The sequence below is a fragment of the Marinoscillum sp. 108 genome, assembly GCF_902506655.1.
GTDB classification, from domain to species: Bacteria; Bacteroidota; Bacteroidia; order Cytophagales; family Cyclobacteriaceae; genus Marinoscillum; species Marinoscillum luteum.
Genome location: NZ_LR734817.1, coordinates 188,747 through 211,941, shown reverse-complemented (window position 1 = coordinate 211,941; position 23,195 = coordinate 188,747). Strand labels below are relative to the sequence as shown.

The following is a 23,195-nucleotide window of genomic DNA, read 5'->3' as shown; positions in this document are numbered from 1 at the left end:
TGGTGCAGTTAAAATCTTAGAATTACTATATAAATAGTTGTATTACTATAAATATAGTTATAAGTTTGTTTTATGAAAGCGTTGACCAAGGCAGAAGAACAAGTAATGAAATACCTGTGGAAGCTGGGTAGGGGCTACCTGAAGGACATAGTGGCTCAGTATAGTGACCCTGCTCCGGCTTACACTACAGTGTCCACTGTGGTGAATGTGCTGGTAAAAAAGGAGTTTATCGGATTTGAAACCCATGGGAAGTCTAAGGAGTATTATCCTTTGATCTCCAAGGCAGATTATGCCAAGGAATCGATGCAGGGGATGATGCACACCTTCTTCAATGATAGCCCAAAACAGTTTGCTTCTTTCTTTACACAGGAGAGCGAGTTGAGCATCGAGGAGTTGAAGGAGCTACAGGATATGATTGCAGCAGAGATCAAAAAACAGGAAAAAAATGGCTGATTGGCTGTTTTATATATTGAAAGTGAGTGCTTTTCAGGCGGTGCTGGTGTTATTCTACCTGCTGTTTCTGAGGGGGTTAACCTTTTATCAGTTCAATAGAATATTCTTATTGGGAATCCTGGTGATAGGGTTTGCGCTGCCATTTGTGCAGATAGAGAGTGCCCCTGTCGTGCAGGCCAATCAGGAGTTGGTCACTATGATCGGTACGCGCATCAGTCAATCATCTGCAGCCATGACAGAAGGGGTGATTGTACCCGGGTTTCAGGTGAGCTGGATCTGGCTGCTTTCTTCACTCTATGCCCTAGGTGTGTTGCTTCTTTTTCAACGCTATTTCTCAAACTTTTATAAGATCAGAAAATTCAAATATGGATATCAATTAATTGCTAAGATTGGAGCAATTGAGGTGTTCAGAACACCCTTTGCCCAGCCATTTTCCTTTTTCAGATCCGTGTTTATTCCCGAAAAGGTAGAGCACACTCAGGAGCTGAATATGGTGATGGCCCATGAATTACAGCATGTCAATTTTGGCCATTCTTATGACCGCATGCTGGCGGATTTCATTGTTGTTCTTTTTTGGTTCAACCCTTTCATTTATTTATTGAGAAAGTCCCTGATAGAGGTGCACGAGTATCAGGTGGATGCCGCTGTGACGGCAGATAGTGGAGTGAAGATTCCCTATCAAATGTCGCTGGTGAGTCTGGCTGGTGGTGGCTTCTCTGGTCCGGTGAGCTTCTTCAATTTTTCAACCATTAAAAAAAGAATACAAATGATGAATCGAAATAAATCGAATAAGATCTCCCTGATGAGCCTGGCATTACTTGCCCCGGTGATTGGGGGAATGGTGATGCTGTTTTCATTTGAAATGAAAACGCCGGAGATGATTTTTATACAGGATAATCCCAGCCCGGCATTAGAAGAGTTGGTTCTTCCCGTAGAGGGTGCATGGGTGGAGACACCTTCCATTTTCCCATTGGGAGTGAAGGATGAGAAGGTGAGGGTCACCTCCAACTTTGGTTACAGAACGGACCCATTTGATGAGGCAAAGAAGTTTCATCGGGGAATGGATATCTCAGCGGCAGAAGGAACCCCGGTCATTGCTACGGCTGATGGAAAGGTTACTCTGGTAGACGACCAACCCGACGGCTATGGTAAACATATTGTCATAGCGCACGATGAAGTTTATCAGACCAAGTATGCCCAGCTATCTTCTATGGACGTGAAGGAGGGAGAGACCGTAAAGAGGGGCCAGCTGATCGGGAGAGTAGGGAGCTCGGGAAGGTCTACTGCTCCACATCTGCATTATGAAGTGTATAAAGAAGGGAAAGCCGTGAATCCTGTAAACTATATTGCTGACTATCAGTTTGCCATACAAAAGCAGCAACAGGCCGAAGAGAAGCAGAGAATGGCAGAGCTCAAGAGACAAGAAGCTGAGGAGAAGCAGAAAGTCGCGGAGCTCAAGCGACAGGAAGCTGAGGAGCAGCAGAAAGTCGCGGAAGTGAATCAAAGAGAGGCTGAAGAAGTCCAGAGGGCAGCTATGCAGGAGCAAGAGCTGGCGGAAGTCCTGCGGGCTCAGGCAGAAGCCATTCAACGGGCGGTTGAACAACCTGAGGCAGCGGCAAAGCCGAAGGTAGAGGAAACGCCGAAAGTGAAGGAGAAAAGTAAAGCTAAAACCAAATCGAAGGAAAAGGACAAAGACAAGTAAACAAAGGGGAGCCGGGCACAGCCCGGCTCCCCTTTGTTTTAGGAAAGATTGGAAGATATGGTGAAATAAAAGGTACTGCCGATTCCGGGCTCAGACTCTACCCAGAGCCTTCCTCCATGCATCTCTGTGATCTTTTTGCAATTGGCCAGACCGATACCCTGCCCTTCAAATTTTGATTCGGTGGTAGCACGCTGGAATATGATAAATATCTTTTCGAATTGCTTTTCTTCAATACCAATCCCATTATCCTTTACAGAGAACTTCCAAAAACCCTCCACCAGATGACCTTCAATGCTGATGACCGGCGCCACATCATCTTTTCTAAATTTTATGGCATTGGTTATGAGGTTTTGGAAGAGTTGGCGCATTTCCACAGGATAGACATTGAGATTGGGTAGCTCACCTACAGATATCCGGGCATCATGCACCTGAATCAGGGAATTGAGATCTTCCCGAACGTCTTTGAGAGTTTGATTAAGATTGAGGGGCTCAAGAGTGGGGCTTTTACCCAGGAGGGAATAGTCCAATAGCCCATGAATTAGTGCCTGCATTCTTGCTGCTGCTTTGTCAATAGAGTTGATGTATCTGAGCAATTCTTTGCTCAGCTCAGACTCATGATCTTCCCTAATGATCTCAATGTAGTTGGATATGGTGCGTACAGGTACTTTGAGGTCGTGCGATACTATGTACGTGAATTCTTCAAGTTCTTTGTTTTTAGCATGCAGAACCTTCGCCTGTTCGGTTTTTTTGGCCTCTGTAAGATCCTGGGTGACCCTACCAAACCCAATGTGATTGCCTTCTATATTGTAAATGGCTGTAATGGTCGTTTTCGCCCAAAAGCCCGATTTGTCCTTTCGCACAATCCATTCCTCATTAGTAGCTATGCCGTTTTCTTTGGCCACCTGAAGCTGTTTGTCAGCTTTTTTGGAAGCTTGATCTTCAGCACTGCTAAAGACCGTAATGTGATGCCCGATCATTTCCGTTCCTATGTACCCGTGTATCCGCTCAGCACCGCTGTTCCAGTTTTGGATTTTACCCTCTTTGTCAAGAAAAATAATGGCATAATCACTAATCTGATTGATCATTTTGAGCATGTTATCATGCATGGATTTGTTGGTATCAGCCTCCGCTAGTTTGGGGCGCAAAACGAGAAAGATCTCCAGGGCAATGAATACCAGGGTAATAATCAGTAGGGTCAGTTGGATTCTGGATAGTTTGTCAATTTTGTCATTGACCAGCTCATCCAGTTTGAAAGTGATCTGGTCCATATAACTCAGAAAGAGAGGTTCATTTTCACTTATGGTCTCCAGGTTCAAAGCGATGGCTGTGGAATCCTTCGATAGGTTTTGCTTCAGTAGCTGGCCAACTGCCAGGTCAATTTCATTGAACGATACTTCCAGCTCATCAAAAAGGAGTTTGAGCGCAGGGTAATCATTATTTCGATAGGCGCCTTCCAACTCGTCATGCGACTGTTTCCAGGTTTCCCAGGCATCTTCTAGCTCCACCACATAGGTATCAGATTGGAGACTATCGTTGGTGATGCTTATGGCCAGGCTCAGTCTGGTGATTTTTTGGCTCAGCATTCTCTGCCTACCTGATAGGTTGATCATCCTTGCTGACTTGCTGTCCTGAATGATTTGCTGAAGGTAGACCTGACTCCCCAGAAGAATAATGATGAGGAGGGCCAGGAGGAAATAATACTTGGAATGATGAGATTTGATAGTCGTATAAGGTTAGTGATGAGACTCTCGGTAAAAGTCAGCCTCCGTTCAACTTTTAATAACTCTTGCTCTCAAAATAGAAATTATAACACTCAAAAGGTGCGTTGTTACATTTTTTTCGATGGAAATGTTCCTAGTTTGATTAAAAAACTGAGCGCCAGGTCTCTCCTAACTTCAGCCTAAACCTTAAGAGCTGAGCATTGGTGGCACAGATGATGATCTGCGCTCATAAGGGCTGCCCCACTGCGGGGTTGATCATAATGCCCTGAATAATAGGGCCGAAATAGATAAGGAGGTATTAAGCAAAATCGTTTCTTGAAATAGGAGATCACATGCGCATGATGATCATAGTGACCCTCATGCGCATTAGCTGATCCTTAATGATGTTCCCGAATGATAACTTGTGCTCGTTCGCATGGGGTCATTGATTCCCCAATGATGGCCTAGTCATTGTCATCCTGATGAGCACCATCCTTGCAACATAAGGGTAGATTTTCGTAAGCTTCAGAATCTCTTTGCAGCGTGTCAGCGTGGTAGCCCACCAGAGTGACACGCTTTCTCAAAGTCGTAGGGTCTGTTTTTTTGTTATTGTAAACGATGGTAAGTACTTTGGTGTCAACATCAAGATTGACACTTTTTACTCCTTTCTCAAAAGTAAGATCCTGCTCCAGAGCTTCTTTGCACATTTCACAAACCGCAGAGGTTTTAATCTCGACCTGATAGCCGTCTGATACCTTGATCGGTTCTAATTGTGCCCATGCGGTGACCCCAAAAAATAGACTTAAAGTGATTGTAATTGCAAGAGTTTTCATGATTTCGATAGTGTGTTAATTGAATTTTTATCTTTTAATCTTGTAACGAAAGCCAGCATAAACCATTCTGCCCACGATGGGTGCCCATACCAAAGAAGCATCAAAGTTGCTGCCAAATGGGTTTTCAGGATCAATGATTGGATCATCCTGTTTGAAGTTGAGTAGGTTCTCAGAGCCCAGGTATATATTTCCCCACCTGTACCCACGGCTTATCTGAGCATTGACCAAAAAGAAGTCGGGCGTTTCAGAGGATCGTTGAAATTCACCGGGTTTGTCTGTGGTATTGGGTAATCTTTTGGTGCCAAACCACTGGATGGTGGCATCGGCCTCCCACTTGTCGTATTTGGTGGCATAAGAGGCGTTTAGGAAAAAGCGATCTCTGGAGATAAATGGGAGTTTTCTCAATTGGCCATCAATGGTAGACCTGACGTCATAGTACTTGTAGGCTCCTTTGACTCCCAGAAACTCGTTCACCTGATATTTGGCCTCCAGCTGAAAGCTGTGGGCATACGAGCTACCATCCAGGTTGTAAATCAGCACGCGCTGAGAATTCTGGTCCATGTCATAGATCAGCTGGTTTTCAAAGGTCGTATAGAAATAGTCGGCAATCAGGTCGATCTTTTTACCACCCATCGAGAGTTGCGAAGAAAGGCTCCCACCCATATTCCAGGAAACTTCCGGGTTCAGGTTTTCCATCACCACCAGCTGGCGATTGGAGACCAGGGCGTTGGTGTTTTCAACCAAAGGATTTCCTACCCTGTATCCTCTACCAATAGCCAGGCGCAGGGCTGTCTGATCGGTGATCTGATAGCGGGTGTGAAGTCTGGGTGTGAAGAAAGTGCCGTAGAGGTTGTGAAAGTCGGTTCTCACACCGGCAACTAAGGTAAAATCGTCACCAGGAAGGTAGGAGTACTCAAAAAAGGTTCCGGGCACGATTTCTTGTCTGGAAAATGCTGAGTCTGCATAGCTTTCATCGAAATCATCATAAAGGATACTCACCCCCGTTTTGTACTGATGAAAGGTGTTGCCAATCACGTTTTGATAGATTGCATTCCCATAGAGGGTTTTCTCGGTACCCTGATAAGCGTCTCTTCCAAATCCCGCATCAATGTCGGTGTACGCACCGGAGTATATAAGTCCCCAGCCCTGGTAAGGTTTATGTGGATAGAGAATCCCCGTTTTGCCAAAAAATTCAACACGAGTCGTGTTGTTGGAAAAACCATATTCCGGTGAGGTCTGGAAATCATCTCCAAATCCAAAACCCACCTGACCGCCGGCTTTTTCATCTCTCATGACCTGTATACCTATCTGAGATCTCACCCTCTCGCCCACATATTTATACCGGTTCATCAGGTTGAGTTGCCTTGATTTGGGAAGGTCCATAAACCCATCTTCATTTCCGTCCACTTCATTGCCCAGGTAGTCAGCGTGCAGTAGAACGGCGGTACTCCATTTGTCGGTAAGGTCAGCCGCATGGTTGGCATTCAACTCCACTCTTCCCATAGAGTTGACGTACCCATTGAGGTAGAGCTTTTCGCTGTTCTCTGGTTTTTGCAGCTCCACATTGATCTGGCCGGACATCGATTCATAGCCATTGACCACCGTGCCAGCTCCTTTTCCCACATCAATGGATTGTACCCATGTACCAGGTACATAGCCCATTCCATATCTGCCGATGAGCCCACGTACATGGGGGATGTTTTCACGGTTGATCTGCACGTAGCGTCCATCCAGTCCCAACATCCTGATAGATTTGGCACCACTTACGCCATCAGTGTAGGATACATCCACGGAGGCATTGGTATCGAAGCTTTCGGATAGGTTACAACATGCGGCTTTTGTGAGCTCCGCACTCGTAATTACTTCTACATGGCGGGGCTCCAGTTTGTCCATGAATGTGCTGGAGCCAGTGACCACTACTTCGTCCAGAGATTCTTCAGATGTGGCCAGTATGACATGAATAGGATCACCTGACTGAGCAGCGACTACCAGAGACTTATATCCGGTGTATGAAATATGGATTTGAGATTTGGGGGATTGAAGTGTGAGTGTGAATTGTCCTTCTACATCAGTAATCACTCCATTTTGGGTGCCTTCTTCCAGTACGGTGGCACCAATTAATGGCTCATGGTTTTCGTCTACTACCTTTCCGGTGATGGTTTGAGAATGTGCGCCAAAAGCAACGCATAAAAGTGAGATAGATAAAATTAATAATGATTTCATAGTCTTGATTTGAGTGTACAATAAACAGCAGACGCAATGCGTCGGGCATTCTGTAAAACAGATCAGACTATAAAAGAAAGGATTGCGTGAGCAGGATGATCTCCTGATCAGGTAATGGGGGAGAGGTATCTAAAATGAAGGTTTGTTCAGCTGTTGGTACCACCACCACATGGTACAGGACAAAAGCCATCGCCGGGGTCCCCATCATATCAGCCAGGGTTACTGATACATCAGAGGTATATTGATGGTCGGTTTCTGCAGTTACATATTGATTTTCGCAGCATTCGGGTTCCGAAAAATGCACACCATCTGAGTGCTTATCCACATCCATCATGCCCATGCCACAGTCGAGGTGCTCCTGGCCGAGCATCACCTCACTCTTCACGGCCATTCCCATACAAAAATGGGTGCCGTATGTGAATCCTACATTGCTCAGGAGCAAAATAAGGGTAAGTGATATGGAAATAAGCTTTTTCAACACTTCAAATATACGGAATTAGGCCAAAAGGGATTTATAGAATTACGTCTGTGTGTTATACAATTCCTTTATTGAAAGCAGTTTCAAAGCAGTCAATCATAAAATTGCTTGCACCTTTTTCCTGAGGGGTGTCAAAAATTCACCAACGGATGACGTGAGTCATAAGTGCCTACTGAATGTACACCTTTAGAATTTTGGTGAAGGTAGGACCGTAAACTTTCATGATGTAAAGACCTGATGATAGGGCTTGTATGTCCATTTCAAAGACCTGATTGGCATGGACTTCCGAAAGAACTTTTTCCATCTTCACCCTGCCCTGTTGGTCGTAGAGTACCAATGAGACCTCATTGGAGTAATCGTCATTAGAGACCAAATGAATAAAATCAGAAGCAGGGTTAGGGTATACGCTAATGTCCCAATCCGGATCGATCATACGAACGGAGACGACTTTGCTCATTGAGAAAGCTCCATCATAGTCCACCTGACGGAGCTGATAGTAGCTCACCCCGGGAGCGGGTGACTGATCCACAAGGGAATATTCCTGAAGGGTGGATGAATTTCCTGTGCCCTGTACTTTTGCAATAGGTGTAAAGCTTTGACCATCACTGGATTTAAGTACTTCGAAATAGTCGTTATCCCGCTCAGTGGCTGTTGCCCATTGCAAAATGGCATTTGATCCTTGTTGTTGTCCTTTAAAGCTGATGAGCTCAACAGGTAGGGGGACACTATTGCCTGAGATAGCCCACGGAGAAAATTCTGTCACACCGGGCACGGTCACGGAAGTGGCACCTGAGGTTTGACCAGCTTTTGGAGCTTCCCAGTCGCCATTCCATCGCTGGGCCAATAGGTCGGAGATGGTTCCCACTTCCGCAGCTGAGGCATTGAAGGTGATGTCTGCGTTTGGGCTGGTTGCTCCTGTTAGATTGATCAGGTAGAAGCGATCTACTGTATTTTCGCTGTTGTCAGTACCTCCGTCGGTATTCACATGATCTACTCCTGGAGGCAGGGGCAGGTTGCCGCTGCTGGTGGGATAGGTGGCCAGCGAAACTACTCCGGCATCTCCACTATTAAGGTCAAAGACAAACGGAATGTAATCACCAGATGCATTTCCGAAGGGAAAATTGTATGTTGCCACGTTGTTGCCGATCGTCCAGGCCATTACACTGTTGAATGAGGTGTTTTCGCTCAGTACATAGCCATTGGTGCGAGATACTGCGGTGGATAGTGTATTGGAGACAGATAGTGTATTTCCGTTAAGGTCCAATGGGCCATTGGTCAGAATGAGGTCTCCTGCTATTTCTGCATCCACCGTCATTTGTACATCATTCGCTGATTTGTCTATTTCCAACCCATCAAAAATGGTAGTGGCTGTACCTCCTAGTATGGATGCTCCCGAGCCTTCAAATTTCACAAGCTGGTCAATAAGGCTTACTAAAGTGCCGTTGTTGGTAAAATCGGCTGTAATGTTAACATCAGCTAGCACATCCATGGTGGTTCCCGTGGCGAAGATTAGGTTGTTGAAGTTATTGGCCCCTGATCCATTGATGGCATCTGTGCCACCGGAGCTATCAAATGTGACTGTAGAGGTTTCTCCATTGAAAGTACCATTATTTGTCCATGAGCCGGATACTGCATGGCTGAGTGCTCCACCATTGAGTTGCGCACCCGACTTAATGAGCAAATCCTGAGCGATGGTCCAGTTGGTTAGTGGAGAAAGGCCCGCTGCATGACTATTGGAGACCGTTACCGACTCAAACATCGGATTACTGTCTGTAAGGGTGATGAGACCTGTACCCCCAAACTCCACCTCCTTGGTGGTAGTGAAATTTGTCCCAAGGTTTATGTTCACCGGGCTGGACGGGTTAAAGGTGAGTTTTCCATCGCTTGACACGGTACCATTGTTAGTGAAATTTCCATAAAAAGTATGGTCTAATGGCCCCCCATCCCAGCTAGCTGCTGCTGCCACGTTCATCTCCACCACAACAGTCCAGGGTTGTGAGGCCACAATTGGAGCGGTATTATTAATATTGACTGTAGCAAATTGCGGAGAGGAGGTAGAATTAAAAACCTGAGGGAATGAACCATTAAAATTGATAATCCCTGTAGATGAAGAGGTTATAGCACTTAATAAGCGAAGGGTTTGTGTTTGTGTACCCGCAAAAGTGACAGTTCCGTCAGATATCACAATACCCGAATTGGTAAAATCACCATACGAAACAATTGGAATAACCCCAGCGTCAAAATCTCCGGTGGAGGAAACCTCCAGGTTACCATTAATAGTGGCGCTGCCACTTGCCAGATCATAACTGCCGTTTACCACTATGTCATCATAGGTAATGTCCCCATCAATGGTATTCCCGGTTCCGTTGAGAATCAAGGTACCTCCGGAAGCATTGAAGGTTCCATCCATTACAAAATCGCCACCCAGCGTGAGGGTAGTTGAGGGGGCGGTTAGCGTACTTCCACTGCTCACAGTCAGAGTGCCTGACACACTCGTGGGGCCTACCATTATTTTGGCGTTGCTGCCTCCGCCGGTGATGGTGAGGTTACCGTAGGATACTGGTGGAATAATGCGACTGGAAGTTGTATAAAACTCTATAGTGCTCGTGGGGTCCGTGATCAGATTGGAAAAATTATTGATCTGGAGGCTGGTTCCTCCAAACCGCGCAGATGCTCCAGCTCCCAGAGACACGGTGCCGCCCTCTGTACTTCGGCTCACATCGTAGGTAGATACCTCCACCGCACCATTTTGAATGCTTACATCTCCATTGATGATGAGGTCGTCAAGCAAAGTGAGTGTTCCACTTGCTTTGTTTACACTCAAGTCATTGAAAGTAGTGGCGACCACAGACTGAGCTCCGGAGCCATTGAAATTTACCGTGCCGGATCCAGGGACAAAAGAGCCGGAAAGCACCCAGTTTCCTCCCAGGTTGATAGTACTGGATGCCGGCACGTTGAGGATGGTGCCTACCCCGATATCAATATTCCCTACAACACTTAGAGTGCCTTCCAGGTCTAAATGGCTTGCGTCCGTTAGTGTGAGGTTATTGTTGACAGTTACAGCCGTACTTATGGTGGCAGTTCCGGACGGTTTATCAATGACAAGGTCATTGTAGGTCACTCCACCTATTTCCTGAAAGCCTGATCCACTGAAAGTGACTGTAGAAGTGCCTGGGGTGAATGTGCCACTTACGTAATTGAAATCTCCGTCTATGTTGATGTTCCCTGCATCCGTGAAGGTGATATTGGCCTCAGATTGAGTGAGGGAACCGCTAATGTTAACTGTTCCGGTGCTGATGTTCAGATCTATTTCTCTATTGGCGATCCCATTGCTGAGGACGATATCACTCAGCGTGGTGAGTGTTTGCGCACCTACATTGATGGTGTGATTGGCATCTATGCTCCAGATGCCGTCTATATTCCCCTGCACAATGAGTGTAGCTCCAGCGGCCATGGTGAGCGTACCAGGAGTGGTAGAATTGAAGTAAATTTTTTTGATGTTTTCTGACGTGCTGATGGTGGGTTGGTTGGTAAATATCAGGTCTCCAATATGAACGACATCCTGAATGCCTGGGATGCCTGATGGTGTCCAGTTGTCTGCGGTAGACCAAGAGGTGTCTACTGATCCATCCCAGCTGTAAATGACCAATCCCTCAGAAATAGTCCATTTGTTGAGCAGGTCTGTGAGCCCCGACTTGGCTACCCAGTTGTCGGTATTGTCAAAAGTGGTATTCAGATTGGTAGCATCCACCCAAGTGGCTGTACCTCCATCATTCCAAAAAGTCATCGCTCCTTCCACATTGCCGTTCAGCTCGGCCTGTTCATAGTGCAGGCTCAAAGTAGCGTTGTATGTGGTACTGCCGGTTACGCTGATATCATAGGTTCTATTGATGCTGGCTGCTGAAGCAAAGGTGCTGTTGGGGCCAATGGTGGAGGTCATGGTGATGGAGGTGATAGAACCCGTGATGGAGCTGAAGTTGATAAAACTATGAGGCCCTTCAAACGCATAATCAGTGGACGTGGCATAGGTAAGGTTACGCGTGATTGTTCCGGTGACCAGGCCAGCTCCTGTACGGTTGCCAGTCAGGGTGACCGAATTGGCTCCTGTGAGGATATCACCAGAGGTCATGGTAAGGTTCACGGCGTTGATACTATTATTTAAAGTAATTACGCTGTTGTTCGTTTTGTTGACAGTGAGATCGTTAAAGGTGGTTGCTCCGGTAAGCTGTGAGTCATTGCTTCCATTGAGCGTAATGGTGGAGGTGTTGGCCGTAAAAGTACCGCTGTTGGTCCAGTTTCCACCGATGGAATGTGTAAATGCCCCAGCTTCAAATGTGGTACTGCCACCAAGTGTAAAATCACCATTAATAGTAAGAGCGCTTGAAGGGGTTTTAGTGTTTCCACCTGAAAGGATCAGGTTGTGAAAGGTGGGGAAAACAGTGGATTGGGCTATAGAACCATTGTACTCGATGGTGTTGGGTACGTTGGTGGCAGCGTCAAAGGTGCCGCCAGCATCTAGAGTGGTGGTACCTGCAATCCCCAGGACGGAGTTACTTCCCATCTCCAGACTCCCGGTAGTGGTGATGAGCAGGTCATAAATATTGGCAGTACCTGAGAAGGTGGATGTGCCATTGAAGGTGACCTGGCCAGCTGTGGCTGTAAAAGAACCGGGTACACTCAAATTAGATGAAACGAGAAGATCTCTTGCGGTGGATAGAGAGCCTGTTACTTCTACTCCGGCAAGCTGAATAGTAGAACTACCTGAAATGGTTTTTCCTGTGCCGGAAAATGTAATATTCCCGGCAGATGCGGAAAGAGGACCATTGACGGTGAGGTCTCCGGCTAGTGTAAGGGTACTCGTGGTAGATATGCTACCGGTGCTAATGATGAGGTTGTTGAGGGTGATATTGGATCCGGATATGGTTTTGGAAGTGCCGGTAGTGGTGATATTGCCTGTGCCACCAGCAGTATGTACAAAGCTCCCTCCATTGACAGTTGAAAAATTACCGCAAAGGGATAAAGAGGAGTTTTGATGAAGGACTGTTCCACTACCATTAATGACCAGGTTGCCAAAATTATTGGTACCACTGCCGCTCATTGTTGCCGATGCTCCATTGAAATTTAATGTCCCGCCACATCCATTAAAGGTGCCATTATTGGTCCAGTTGCCGCTGAGGCTATGAGTAAATGTAGAGCCTTCAAAGGTGCTGGAGGCACTCAGGCTTACATTCCCCGCTATGGTCATAGTGTTTAATGCCGTGAAACCCAAAGTGCCTGCCGATGCAGAAGCGGTGAAGTTTCCGGCTATGTTAAGGGTAGTGCCCGGAAGAGTTTTGACCACAGAGCCACTGGAGCTACTAAGGGTCAGGTTTCCATAGGCTTCGCTTGTGACAGTCTGATTGGCTCCATAGTATTCTACGGTGCTGGTGGTTGCCAGCGTATGTGAGGTATAGTCTGCAGGAAAAGTATTAGTACCACCTATTTTCAGAGATGCACCCCCGGCGATGACCAGGCTCCCCCCTGCGGAGTTTCTGTCAGCACTGAATGTGGAAACATCCAATGTACCTCCGTTGATAAGGAGATCGTTCTGAATAGTGGTATTTCCGGAAAGTGTTTTGGTCATGCCTCCGCTAATCTGTAAAATCCGGTAGTTGATGCTGTTGTCAATGGTCTGATTGACGGACGAAGAGGTATAATCAATCAATGATGTGCTTTTGGAAGGGTTAGTACCCCCACTGTTGGTGTAGTTGGTCGCGAATGTGCTGGCCATTACTTTTAGTACTCCCCCGGCCTTGATTTTAATCGACCCTGTTCCGCTCACTGCATAGTTTTCGGTTGGGTTAAAAGTGCCGCTCAGGTCAATGAAGGAGGAGTTGATTATGTTTTGAGCCAGTGTAACTGAACTGCCAGCGTTGATATACAGCTTTTCAAAATTGGTCACTGAAGAACCACCGATGGTCTGTGTGGTGCCCGCAAAATAAATTCTTCTGTTGGATCCGGTGGCAGTGTAGCTCCCAGAGTTGGTCCAATCGCCAACAATACTTAGCCGGCCTCCATCGTCTTCGATGGTGCCATTGCTGCCGATGATGAGATCTCCAGCAATATCAAAACCATCCTTAATGGTCAGTTCGCACGTCTTTGCTCCATTTCCAACAGTGAGGGACTTACAAGCTCCTGTGCCTTTACCCTTGGCCACGGTTGGTTGATTAAGCCCAATGAAGTTCACGTCTCCGATGATAACGTCGGTGGTTTCGTCAGGCACACCATTTGTCCAATTGGTTGATGTCCTCCACTTGGTATCTGTGAGTCCCGTCCAGGAAGTTGACTGACTAAGCCCCAAAAATGGGATTAGGCACAGGGTCACCAGAGTGAAATATTGAACCGGGTAATGAAATGAGAATCTCATAATAGAGTCTGTTTAGCTTCTTTTTATCCCCAATGAGGCAGGTTTCAAATGCTCTCAAGGTGGAGTTTAGGCATGACGACTCTATATGTTGACCAGAATAGAGAGGATCACTGCACAAGTTGTACGTTCATGATTTTAGCAGTTAGTTATTATAATAGCGTTAACTAATATAAAAATAAAAAACTTCAAAGCCATTTTTCTGATGACCTTTCTTGAGCAGATGATCTAATGATTGAGACCTCAAAGCTAGCTAAAGGATAGATTGAATATTACGGTATAAAACGCAGGAATGTGGTTTAGGTGATTCACCTAGGATAATGGAATAGGTCACTCTAGTACCAGGTGATTGACGCTGACCTTACAGTACTCCGTGTGATTTTGATCAATCAGGCGCTCCACAATGACTACTTCATCGTCGGGGAGTAGGTACATGCTTTCATGATAAAATTTGATGAGATCCATGATCTGATAGTAGGTGGCCTGGGAGAGCCTGTACCTTGAATGGTCGAAGCGATCTGTAGCTTCGTATGGGTACGTGGGGGTGTTTATTTCAGGGCTCATACCTCGGGTGTTTGGTGGGTATAAGATCCGAAAGGCAGAACTGATTTCCTATGAGGATAATCAGGCAGGTCGATGATAAACTTTAGATGTATAAAAATCCTTGCGCGACCGGTACACCGGTCGCGCAAGGATTACATTACCATTCAGTATGGAAAATTCCTTCACGGTCTGTGCGTTCATAGGTATGCGAACCAAAATGGTCTCGCTGTGCCTGAATGAGGTTTAATGGCAGATTTCCTGAGCGGAAAGCATCAAAATAACTCACTGCGGATGCCAGCCCGGCCACCGGTATGCCACTGCCCACTGCAAATTGCACCACGATTCTGGCATCACCTTCAATCGTTTTGAGGGTTTTCACAAAATTGTCGTCCAGCATCAGATTTGCCAGGTTAGGGTTTTTATCAAATGCCTTTCTGATATCTTCCAGCAGGGTAGCCCTAATGATACAGCCACCTCTCCATATCTTGGCAATGGTCTCCAGATTGAGGCCGTAGTTGTACTCTTTGGAGGCGGCAGCCAGCTGAGACATCCCCTGAGCATAGGTCACGATGTAGGCAAATTGCAGCGCATGCTCCAGCGTTTGAGCATCTGGTTTGTCATTGCCAAGCGAGGGGGTATGATATACTGCATCCGCATCTACGCGCTGATCCTTTAGCGCCGAGATGGCTCGCATAGTTACCGCTGCATCCACTGTTGGGATAGGAATCCCCAGATCCATCGCATTTTGAGAGGTCCATTTGCCAGTACCTTTCTGTTTGGCTTTATCCAGGATCATGTCCACCAGGTCTTTGCCGGTAAGGTCATCTTTCTTCTTGAAAATTTCAGCGGTGATCTCCACCAGAAATGACTGCAACTCCCCACGATTCCATTCATCAAAAAGATGAGCAAGCTTTTCATTAGAGTAACCAATTCCTTTTTTGGCTACATCGTATATTTCTGAGATCAGCTGCATCAGACCGTATTCTATGCCATTATGAACCATTTTCACATAGTTGCCCGCTGATCCACGGCCCATATACTCTACACAAGGTTCGTCGTTCACCTTGGCAGATGCCGCTTCAAAAATGGTGCGTACATGCTCGTAGGCTTCTTTGTTTCCACCAGGCATGATACTAGGCCCGCGGCGGGCTCCTTTGGCTCCACCGGATACTCCAGCGCCAAAAAAGTGGATACCTTTCTCTTCCAGGTAAGTAATCCTTCGTTCTGTGTCTTCAAAGTAAGAGTTTCCTCCGTCGATGATGATGTCACCCTTTTCAAGATTGGGGAGCAATGTTTCGATAACCGAATCCACCGGTTTTCCGGCAGGTACCAGGAGCATGATTTTCCTTGGAGTCTTGAGTGCTTTCAAAAACGTAACAGAATCAGTAGAACCATTGACATTCACGTGAGCTCCTTCTGCCTTTAGCGCATTCACCTTTTCATCATCCGTGTCCAGACCCATGGAAGAAAACCCATGATCTGCCACATTCAGAATAAAATTTCTTCCCATTACGCCTAAACCTACTAGCCCAAAGTCATATTGATCTGCCATTGTGTTATTATTTTTTATTTTCGTAAAATTTCAAAATCAAACCTATCTGCATGCGAAAATACGATTGATTTGGTGGTGTTTTTAAATTTTTTGGGTCAAAAACGTAAAAACTTTGATCATTTTTAATTTTTCATGTCAAAAATGATAGAAGTTTGTGTTGAAGGTGCGTCTGATGAGCTTGTCATTTGACCACTTGAAATTAAATACTTCCCTATAGATATTCGAAAGAAATGGTAAATAATGATAATCAGATTCTGGTAATTTTCGGCGCATCCGGCGACCTCACTGCCAGAAAGTTGATCCCGGCAATTTATAACCTCTATAAGAAGAAATATTTACCGGAAAAGTATGCTATTGTGGGGGTAGGCCGCTCGGCTTATGACAATGATACTTTTCGAAAAAAGGCGGTTTTCGAAAACGAACATCTGAAGAAGAACGGAGATGACTCCCTGGATGAGTTTGCTCAGTTGGTACACTATCACTCCATGGATACTTCTGACGCTGAGGATTATAAAAAACTGGCCGAGCGCCTCTATTCTATCGATGGATATCATGGGACCAATTGCAATGCCATTTTTTATCTTTCGGTGCCACCGAGCCTGTATTCCGTCATCCCAAAACACTTAGCGAGCGTAGGTCTCAACAAGGAAACCAATGGGTGGACGCGGGTGATCATCGAGAAGCCATTTGGTTATGATCTGGAGTCTGCCAGGGCCTTGAACAAAAGTTTGCTAGAGGACTATCATGAAAACCAGATCTACAGGATTGACCATTACCTGGGGAAGGAAACGGTACAAAACCTGCTGGTCACGCGTTTTTCGAACAGTATTTTTGAACCTCTGTGGAACAGAAACTACATCCATCGGGTGGAAATCACTTCAGCCGAGTCCGTAGGAGTGGAGAAGCGGGGTGGCTATTATGATGGATCCGGGGCTATGCGGGACATGGTGCAGAATCACCTCCTCCAGCTCATTGGCCTGGTGGCCATGGAGCCTCCCGTAAAATCCGATGCACATAATATCCGAAACGAGAAACTCAAGGTCTTTCAGTCATTGCGCCCAATGACCAAAGACGATATTCGCAACGACGTGGTGCGTGGCCAGTACCTGGCCAGTACCATAAAGGGTGAAAGCGTGAAAGGCTACAGGGAGGAGGAAGGAGTGAATCCGGAATCGAGAACTGAGACCTTCGTTGCGCTCAAGTTTTTTATTGACAACTGGCGTTGGGCTGGTGTACCTTTTTACATTCGTTCGGGTAAAAAATTGCCCACCCGGGTTTCCGAAGTGGTGATCCACTTCAAACCCAACCATCATCACCTTTTCATGAACCAGACCGAGGTGAATGCCCAAAACATGCTGGTGATCAGGATACAACCGGACGAGGGAATTCTGATCAAATTTGGGATGAAGGTCCCTGGGGCCGGTTTTAAGGTGAAAAACGTCAATATGGACTTTCAATACTCTGAGCTGACGGATGCCTATGTGCCGGATGCCTATGAACGTCTGCTGCTGGACTGCATGCAGGGAGATGCCACACTGTACGCAAGAGGCGACAGTGTCGAAGCTGCATGGGAGTTTATTGACCCTATACTGAAAGCATGGAAAGAGGATCCTACCATACCTATTTACGGATATCCGGCAGGTACCTGGGGGCCTGAGAATGTAGATGACCTGATAGAAGGGAAAAATATGGCCTGGAGATACCCTTGTAAAAACCTGGCCGATGATGGAATATTTTGTGAGCTATGATGAAAGAACGTAAGGAAATTTTTGCCACGGCTAAAGAAACAGCAGAGGCGTTTGGTGATTACTTGATGAAAGAGGCTGGTGAGAAGTCAGTATTTCATTGTGCACTTTCGGGTGGCTCCACCCCAAAAATGCTGTTTGATTACCTGGCGGCGAAGTACCGGGACTCACCGTTGTGGGACGGAATTCATTTCTACTGGGGTGATGAGCGCTGTGTGTCGCCTGAAGATGCAGAAAGTAACTTCAAAATGACCAAAGAGCGCCTGCTCGATTACATCCCCATCCCGCAGGAAAATGTCCACCGGGTGTTGGGTGAAAACGATCCGGAGAGAGAAGCTGAACGCTATGGTCAGGAGCTACTGGAGTATCTGCCTACACATAAAGGACTTCCCGTTTTTGATCTCATCATTTTGGGCATGGGAGAGGATGGTCACACGGCTTCCATATTCCCACATCAGATGGAGCTTTTGAGCTCTGAGGAAGTGTGTCGGGTGGCGGTTCATCCTGATTCTGGTCAGAAGAGAGTGACCCTCACCGGGCCAGTGATCAACGCGGCGCATGAGGTAGTCTTTCTGGTAACAGGAGCAGGAAAGAAAGAGAAAGTATCTGAAATCTTCAATAAAACAGGTGAATGGGAATCCTATCCCGCAGCCCATATTAGCCCTGTGCAGGGTAGTCTGGTCTGGTTTTTAGATGAAGCCGCTGTAGGGAAATAAAATTGACCCGCTAATTTTATTTAAATTGACTGGATGAAGAGACGGTGCCCCTGAGGCACTGTCTGATCAAACCAGCGATGAAAAAAAGTGTAATTATTTTGGGCGGTGGTGTGGCCGGAATGAGTGCCGCACATGAGCTCATAGAAAAAGGTTTTCAGGTCACAGTCTACGAAAGACAAGAGCACCTGCCAGGGGGGAAGGCTCGATCCATCCCTCTTCCTGAGTTCACACAGGGAAACAATAAAGACCTCTCGGGAGAGCATGGCTTTCGATTCTTTCCCGGATTTTATAGGCACCTTATTGATACCATGAAGCGCACCCCCTCGGGTGATGGCACTCAAAAAAGTACTGCCGACAACCTCATAGAGGCCCCCATCATGATGCTGGCGCGCGCTGGCAAAAAGCCAATTCAGATGCCCAGCGGTTTCCCCAATTCACTGGCAGATCTCCGGCTCATCGTGGAGGCACTGCATGCCGATACCGGTCTGGAAGAAGGCGAAAGCAAGGTTATTCTGGGTAAAATATGGCAGCTGATGACCAGCTCCAAACGGAGGCGGTCTGAGGAGTATGAGCAGATCGGCTGGTGGGACTATTGCGAAGCGGATAAGTATAGCCCCGCATATCGTGAGTTGTTTGTAGACGGACTTACCAGAACGCTTGTGGCCGCCAAGGCCAAAAAGGCCAATACTTTCACCAATGGAAATATTCTGATGCAAATGATTTTTGGGTTTGGAAAACCGCATGAAATCAGCGACAGAATACTGGATGGCCCTACCAATGAGAAGTGGCTCTACCCATGGTTGGATTACCTCAAAAAGCAGGGTGTTGACTATCATTTTAAAACAACAGTGGTCTCAGTCAAAACCCGAGGGAAGGAAATCGCTGGTGTGGAAATCCTTGAAAATGGTGACTTGCAGACCAAAACTGCTGATTATTACCTCTGTGCCCTGCCAGTGGAGCGTGCCGCCAAGGTGCTGGCCACACCTGAACTGATCCACCTGGATGGTAGACTTGCCAATCTCAAAAAACTGAGTAGCCAGGTGGCCTGGATGAATGGGATACAGTATTTTCTGAAAGAAGATGTGAAAATCAATGCGGGACACATTATTCTCGCAGATTCACCCTGGGCCCTCACGGTGATTTCACAAGCTCAATTTTGGGCCGATTATCGCTGGGAGGAGTATGGGGACTCTGAGGTGAACGGAGTGCTGTCTATCGATGTGTCCGACTGGGATGCCCCTGGAGTGGTTTTTGGAAAACCGGCAAAGGACTGTACGGTGAAAGAAGTGATTCTGGAGGTGTGGACTCAAATGAAACAAAACTTCAATGTGGAGGAGGAACTGCTGCAGGATGATAATGTGGCCTATGTGTACATAGATGAGGCCATCATTTTTGATAAAAGCTTTTTTAAGGAGGGCCCCTCCAGCAATCCAAAATTGAACAAGCCGGCTAAATATGGCTCCAGCTTGGTGACTGAAAATGACGAACCACTCTTGGTCAATGAAGTGGGCTCCTGGTCGCTCCGGCCCGAATCTTATACGGCCATTCCCAACCTTTTTTTAGCCTCTGACTATGTGCGGAGTGTTACCAATCTGGCCACCATGGAGGCCGCTAACGAGACTGCCCGCCGTGCAGTCAATGGGATCATTGCACAGTCCGGTGAGCGGGTGCCCCTTTGCTCACTTTGGGAATTCAAAGAACCCACCTGGCTACTGTATTATAAGTGGCTGGATGAAAAACGATACAAACAAGGTTTGAAATGGGGGAAACCCCGGATAAAATGGTATGCCCTTCCCGCCAGTTGGTTGCTGCGATTGCTCGGAAAACACAAATACCTATAACCTATGATTTCAAAATTCATCAATTTTTTCATTCCCCGCCAGCGACAGGAGAATGCTGAGGAACACCGACAATATAAACTGGTGACCTATTTTGTGATAGTCACATTTCTGTTCGACCTGAATTACATCAGTCTATCATCTACCATAGGTTTTGAGATGGGGATGCGCATCATGGCGATTACAGCCGGGGCCCATCTGTTACAGGCATTTGCCATCCGGTTGGACTGGCCTTTATGGCTGGTATCCAATCTGTATGTACTGTTTGGCGTGTTTGGCGTAGTGGGGTGTACCTACTACTCGGGTGGTTTTTATTCTCCGGTCATTGTCTGGCTGGCATCTTCGCCTATTGTAGCGTTGTTGATGGCTGGTAAGCGATCTGGATTTGTCTGGATGTTTATTAATGCTGCTATGGTGGTGGTTTTTGCCCTGATGGCCAAAAATGGATATGAATTTCCCGTGGACTATGATGCCGAGTGGTCAAATTTCTTCATAGCCAATACATTTTTCGGCCTGGTGATTATCATTTTCGTGGTGGCTCTGGTGTTTGAAAACGGGAAAAATACGGCACTCCGGAAACTGGCTCAAAAGAACATCCTGTTGGCAGAGGAGAAAAAGAAAACCGCCCTCTATGCGCTCTCTCAGGAGATCCACGATAATGTGGGGCAGACGCTTTTTCTGGCTAAGTTGAATCTTTCCACTTTTGATCTGGTGCCTGATGATGAGCGAGAGCGGGTGAAAAACTCTATGGAACTTCTCAGTCAGGCCATTGACAAACTCCGAGATATCTCCAGCACCTTGAATGAGGAAAATATCACCAACTTCTCACTCCTCAATTCACTGAAAGTAGACATGGAAACCATCTCAGGGATAGGTGCCCTTAAAACCAAGTTGGAGGTACAGGGCGAAGTACAGAAACTCAATTCCAAAACAGAATTTGTGTTATACCGGATTGCCCAGGAGGTGATCAATAATGTGATCAAGCATTCGCAGGCGGCTCATTTGCATGTGAAGCTCATTTTCTCTTCCAATCTCCTAACGATGTACTTTAAAGATGATGGGGTGGGGATGAACTCGGAGCAACTCTTGAAGGATGGTCAGGGGATGAGAAATATGCGGGAGCGCACCGCCAGCATTCAGGGGGAGATCAATTTTAGCTCTTCGGAAAATTGCGGTGTGGAGGTGACAGTCAAAGCTCCTTTTTACAGCTAGCACCATCAGCGAGGGTTTCTTACCATTCACCTACGATTCAGGGTGGTCGATCAAATGAAATGACCCCAACCGAGGGAAACCTCGTTCATTGAGTAGGATCAAAGAAATATTATATGAAAAATATCATCATTTTATTGATCGTCCTATTTCAAATCTCCTGCACATCTGCACAAGACAAGCAGGTGGGCGGTAGGTGTGAGGGCTGTGAAGCCCTTTACGAATATGGCAGTCGGTTACTCAATAGTGTAGACACCATACCCGGGTTTGAACAGTCAGCGGCAAAGATGAAAGTCACAGGGGTTATTTATCACAATGATGGAGTGACACCTGCCAAAGACGTGATACTTTATATCTATCAGACAGACGAGCGGGGGATCTATCGGGCCAGCACGGATGCTCAAGGTTGGGAAAGAAGGCACGGCCAGCACAGGGGTTGGATCAAGACTGGAAGTGACGGAAAGTATACCTTTTATACCTTTAGACCAGCTTCCTATCCCAATACCACTATTCCACAGCATATACATGCCACGGTGAAGCCACCAGGCTATACTGATTATTTTATTGATGATTTCTATTTTGATGATGATCCCAATCTGACACCCACACTCAGGGCACAGGATAAGAGAAGGGCCGGATCGGGGATCGTAGCACTGAAAATGGAAAACGGAATGCTCCTCGCGCAGAGGGATATCATTTTGGGGTTAAATATTCCGGGGTATTAGATGCTCAGCCTGTGTAACAAAAGTCACTTTTGGACAGGCTATATCTCTATACTTTTGTTGCTCATTCAAAATACAATACAACAATGGGAATACTAAGCAGCTTGTTTGGCGGAGGGTCAAAAGAACTTCAGGCTTTAAAAGATAATGGTGCAGTGGTGATCGATGTACGTACACCCGGAGAGTTCAAAAACGGACATGTAAAAGGTGCAAAAAACTATCCGCTACAAAATATAGGATCCAAAACCCAGGAAATCAAAAGACTGAACAAGCCGGTGATTCTCTGCTGTGCTTCAGGCATGCGCAGTGGTCAGGCCAAAGGGATATTAAAATCCGCAGGGATTGAATGTGCCAATGGCGGGAGTTGGACGAAGGTAGACAGGCTCTACTCGAACTAAGTCAGCTGTTTGATCTCCTTGTTTTCCAATATGGTTACCCCACTTCCATTTTCGGAAAATCCAAGATTAAAAATAGCCCCAGAAAGCTCTTCAGAAGTGATGGCTCCGCTTGGGTATACCAGCTTGAGCAGTGGGTAAAGCTTGCGCATCAGTCGATAACTAAAGTTAGGTTCATCGCGTGGCTCCACAGGATAGATGTAGGCGGGTCTCAATAGATACAATGGCCCGGAGGCTTTACTGATCAGGTAGTTTTCGGCCATGCCCTTATACCTTGCGAAAGACATTTTGCTTTCTTCTTTAGGATCTGCACCGGCTCCACTGAGGAAGCAAAATGTTATTTTTGGGTTGTTCTGGTAGACAAGGTCCGCAAAAATCCTGGTATAGTCCACGGTGATTTTTTTGAACTCATCATCGGGCACCTGACCGGTATATACGCCCAGACAGTAGTAGGCCACATCCTGATTTCGAAAATATTGGGATACTGAAGAAAGATCCATAAAATCCTGATGGACAATTTCCGTAAGCTTCGGATGACTGAAGCCGGAGGACTTTCTGACCAGGGAAGTGACCGATTTCACCTCGCTTGAGTTGAGGCATTCTCTCAATACGATCCCCCCGATCATACCCGTGGCCCCAGTGATAATGATTCTTTTCATAGAGCCAATAATAGAGCATTTCTT

General features: G+C 46.4%; 16 protein-coding genes. 8 read left to right on the top strand and 8 right to left on the bottom strand.

Annotation, left to right across the window (positions count from 1 at the left end; translation table 11 throughout):
• The first annotated feature begins 72 nt into the window (after nt 1–72).
• Together GV030_RS18225 and GV030_RS18220 are read left to right on the top strand one after the other, a co-directional pair.
• Nucleotides 73–453, top strand: a complete 381-nt coding sequence (locus GV030_RS18225) for a BlaI/MecI/CopY family transcriptional regulator (RefSeq protein ID WP_159584793.1) — start codon at nt 73–75, stop codon at nt 451–453.
• Nucleotides 446–2,155, top strand: coding sequence for a M23/M56 family metallopeptidase (locus tag GV030_RS18220; RefSeq protein ID WP_159584792.1), 1,710 nt, complete (start codon nt 446–448; stop codon nt 2,153–2,155). Before GV030_RS18225 ends, GV030_RS18220 begins: the two co-directional genes overlap by 8 nt.
• 38 nt (nt 2,156–2,193) lie before the next feature.
• On the opposite strand, the gene GV030_RS18215 is transcribed toward GV030_RS18220, so the two are convergent.
• From GV030_RS18215 to gndA, 7 genes are all read right to left on the bottom strand, one after another.
• A complete protein-coding gene (locus tag GV030_RS18215) occupies nt 2,194–3,789 on the bottom strand; it encodes an ATP-binding protein (protein ID WP_255465618.1) in 1,596 nt (531 codons plus the stop codon).
• A gap of 530 nt (nt 3,790–4,319) precedes the next feature.
• Nucleotides 4,320–4,688, bottom strand: coding sequence for a heavy-metal-associated domain-containing protein (locus GV030_RS18210; protein WP_159584790.1), 369 nt, complete (start codon nt 4,686–4,688; stop codon nt 4,320–4,322).
• 27 nt (nt 4,689–4,715) lie between these two features.
• Nucleotides 4,716–6,911, bottom strand: a complete 2,196-nt coding sequence (locus GV030_RS18205; protein ID WP_159584789.1) for a TonB-dependent receptor domain-containing protein — start codon at nt 6,909–6,911, stop codon at nt 4,716–4,718.
• Between the two features lie 67 nt (nt 6,912–6,978).
• A complete protein-coding gene (locus tag GV030_RS18200) occupies nt 6,979–7,389 on the bottom strand; it encodes a hypothetical protein (RefSeq protein ID WP_159584788.1) in 411 nt (136 codons plus the stop codon).
• A 169-nt stretch (nt 7,390–7,558) separates the two neighbouring features.
• Nucleotides 7,559–13,795 carry a T9SS type A sorting domain-containing protein gene (locus GV030_RS18195; RefSeq protein WP_159584787.1) on the bottom strand — a complete coding sequence of 2,079 codons (6,237 nt, stop codon included), beginning with the start codon at nt 13,793–13,795 and terminating at the stop codon, nt 7,559–7,561.
• 327 nt (nt 13,796–14,122) lie between these two features.
• Nucleotides 14,123–14,356 (bottom strand): hypothetical protein, encoded by a 234-nt coding sequence (locus GV030_RS18190; protein WP_159584786.1) that lies wholly within the window; start codon nt 14,354–14,356, stop codon nt 14,123–14,125.
• Between the two features lie 136 nt (nt 14,357–14,492).
• Nucleotides 14,493–15,887 carry an NADP-dependent phosphogluconate dehydrogenase gene (gene gndA / locus GV030_RS18185; RefSeq protein WP_159584785.1) on the bottom strand — a complete coding sequence of 465 codons (1,395 nt, stop codon included), beginning with the start codon at nt 15,885–15,887 and terminating at the stop codon, nt 14,493–14,495.
• A 230-nt stretch (nt 15,888–16,117) separates the two neighbouring features.
• Between gndA and zwf the strand changes: the two genes are divergently transcribed.
• The 6 genes from zwf (at nt 16,118) to GV030_RS18155 (ending at nt 22,515) form a co-directional block, all read left to right on the top strand.
• Entirely contained in the window at nt 16,118–17,635 is a 1,518-nt protein-coding gene (gene zwf, locus GV030_RS18180; protein ID WP_159584784.1) for a glucose-6-phosphate dehydrogenase, read from the top strand.
• Entirely contained in the window at nt 17,632–18,348 is a 717-nt protein-coding gene (gene pgl / locus GV030_RS18175) for a 6-phosphogluconolactonase (RefSeq protein ID WP_255465543.1), read from the top strand. Before zwf ends, pgl begins: the two co-directional genes overlap by 4 nt.
• A 77-nt stretch (nt 18,349–18,425) precedes the next feature.
• The gene (locus GV030_RS18170) at nt 18,426–20,189 is read left to right on the top strand and encodes an FAD-dependent oxidoreductase (RefSeq protein ID WP_159584783.1); all 1,764 of its coding nucleotides are present in this window, start codon (nt 18,426–18,428) and stop codon (nt 20,187–20,189) included.
• Nucleotides 20,190–20,192: 3 nt separating this feature from the next.
• Nucleotides 20,193–21,398, top strand: a complete 1,206-nt coding sequence (locus GV030_RS18165; protein ID WP_159584782.1) for a sensor histidine kinase — start codon at nt 20,193–20,195, stop codon at nt 21,396–21,398.
• 113 nt (nt 21,399–21,511) lie between these two features.
• Complete coding sequence (locus GV030_RS18160; protein ID WP_159584781.1) at nt 21,512–22,120, top strand: intradiol ring-cleavage dioxygenase; 609 nt, start codon at nt 21,512–21,514, stop codon at nt 22,118–22,120.
• Between the two features lie 83 nt (nt 22,121–22,203).
• Nucleotides 22,204–22,515 carry a rhodanese-like domain-containing protein gene (locus GV030_RS18155; RefSeq protein WP_159584780.1) on the top strand — a complete coding sequence of 104 codons (312 nt, stop codon included), beginning with the start codon at nt 22,204–22,206 and terminating at the stop codon, nt 22,513–22,515.
• On the opposite strand, the gene GV030_RS18150 is transcribed toward GV030_RS18155, so the two are convergent.
• The gene (locus tag GV030_RS18150) at nt 22,512–23,171 is read right to left on the bottom strand and encodes an NAD-dependent epimerase/dehydratase family protein (RefSeq protein ID WP_159584779.1); all 660 of its coding nucleotides are present in this window, start codon (nt 23,169–23,171) and stop codon (nt 22,512–22,514) included. The two genes, GV030_RS18155 and GV030_RS18150, sit on opposite strands and share 4 nt — an antisense overlap.
• Nucleotides 23,172–23,195: the final 24 nt, after the last annotated feature.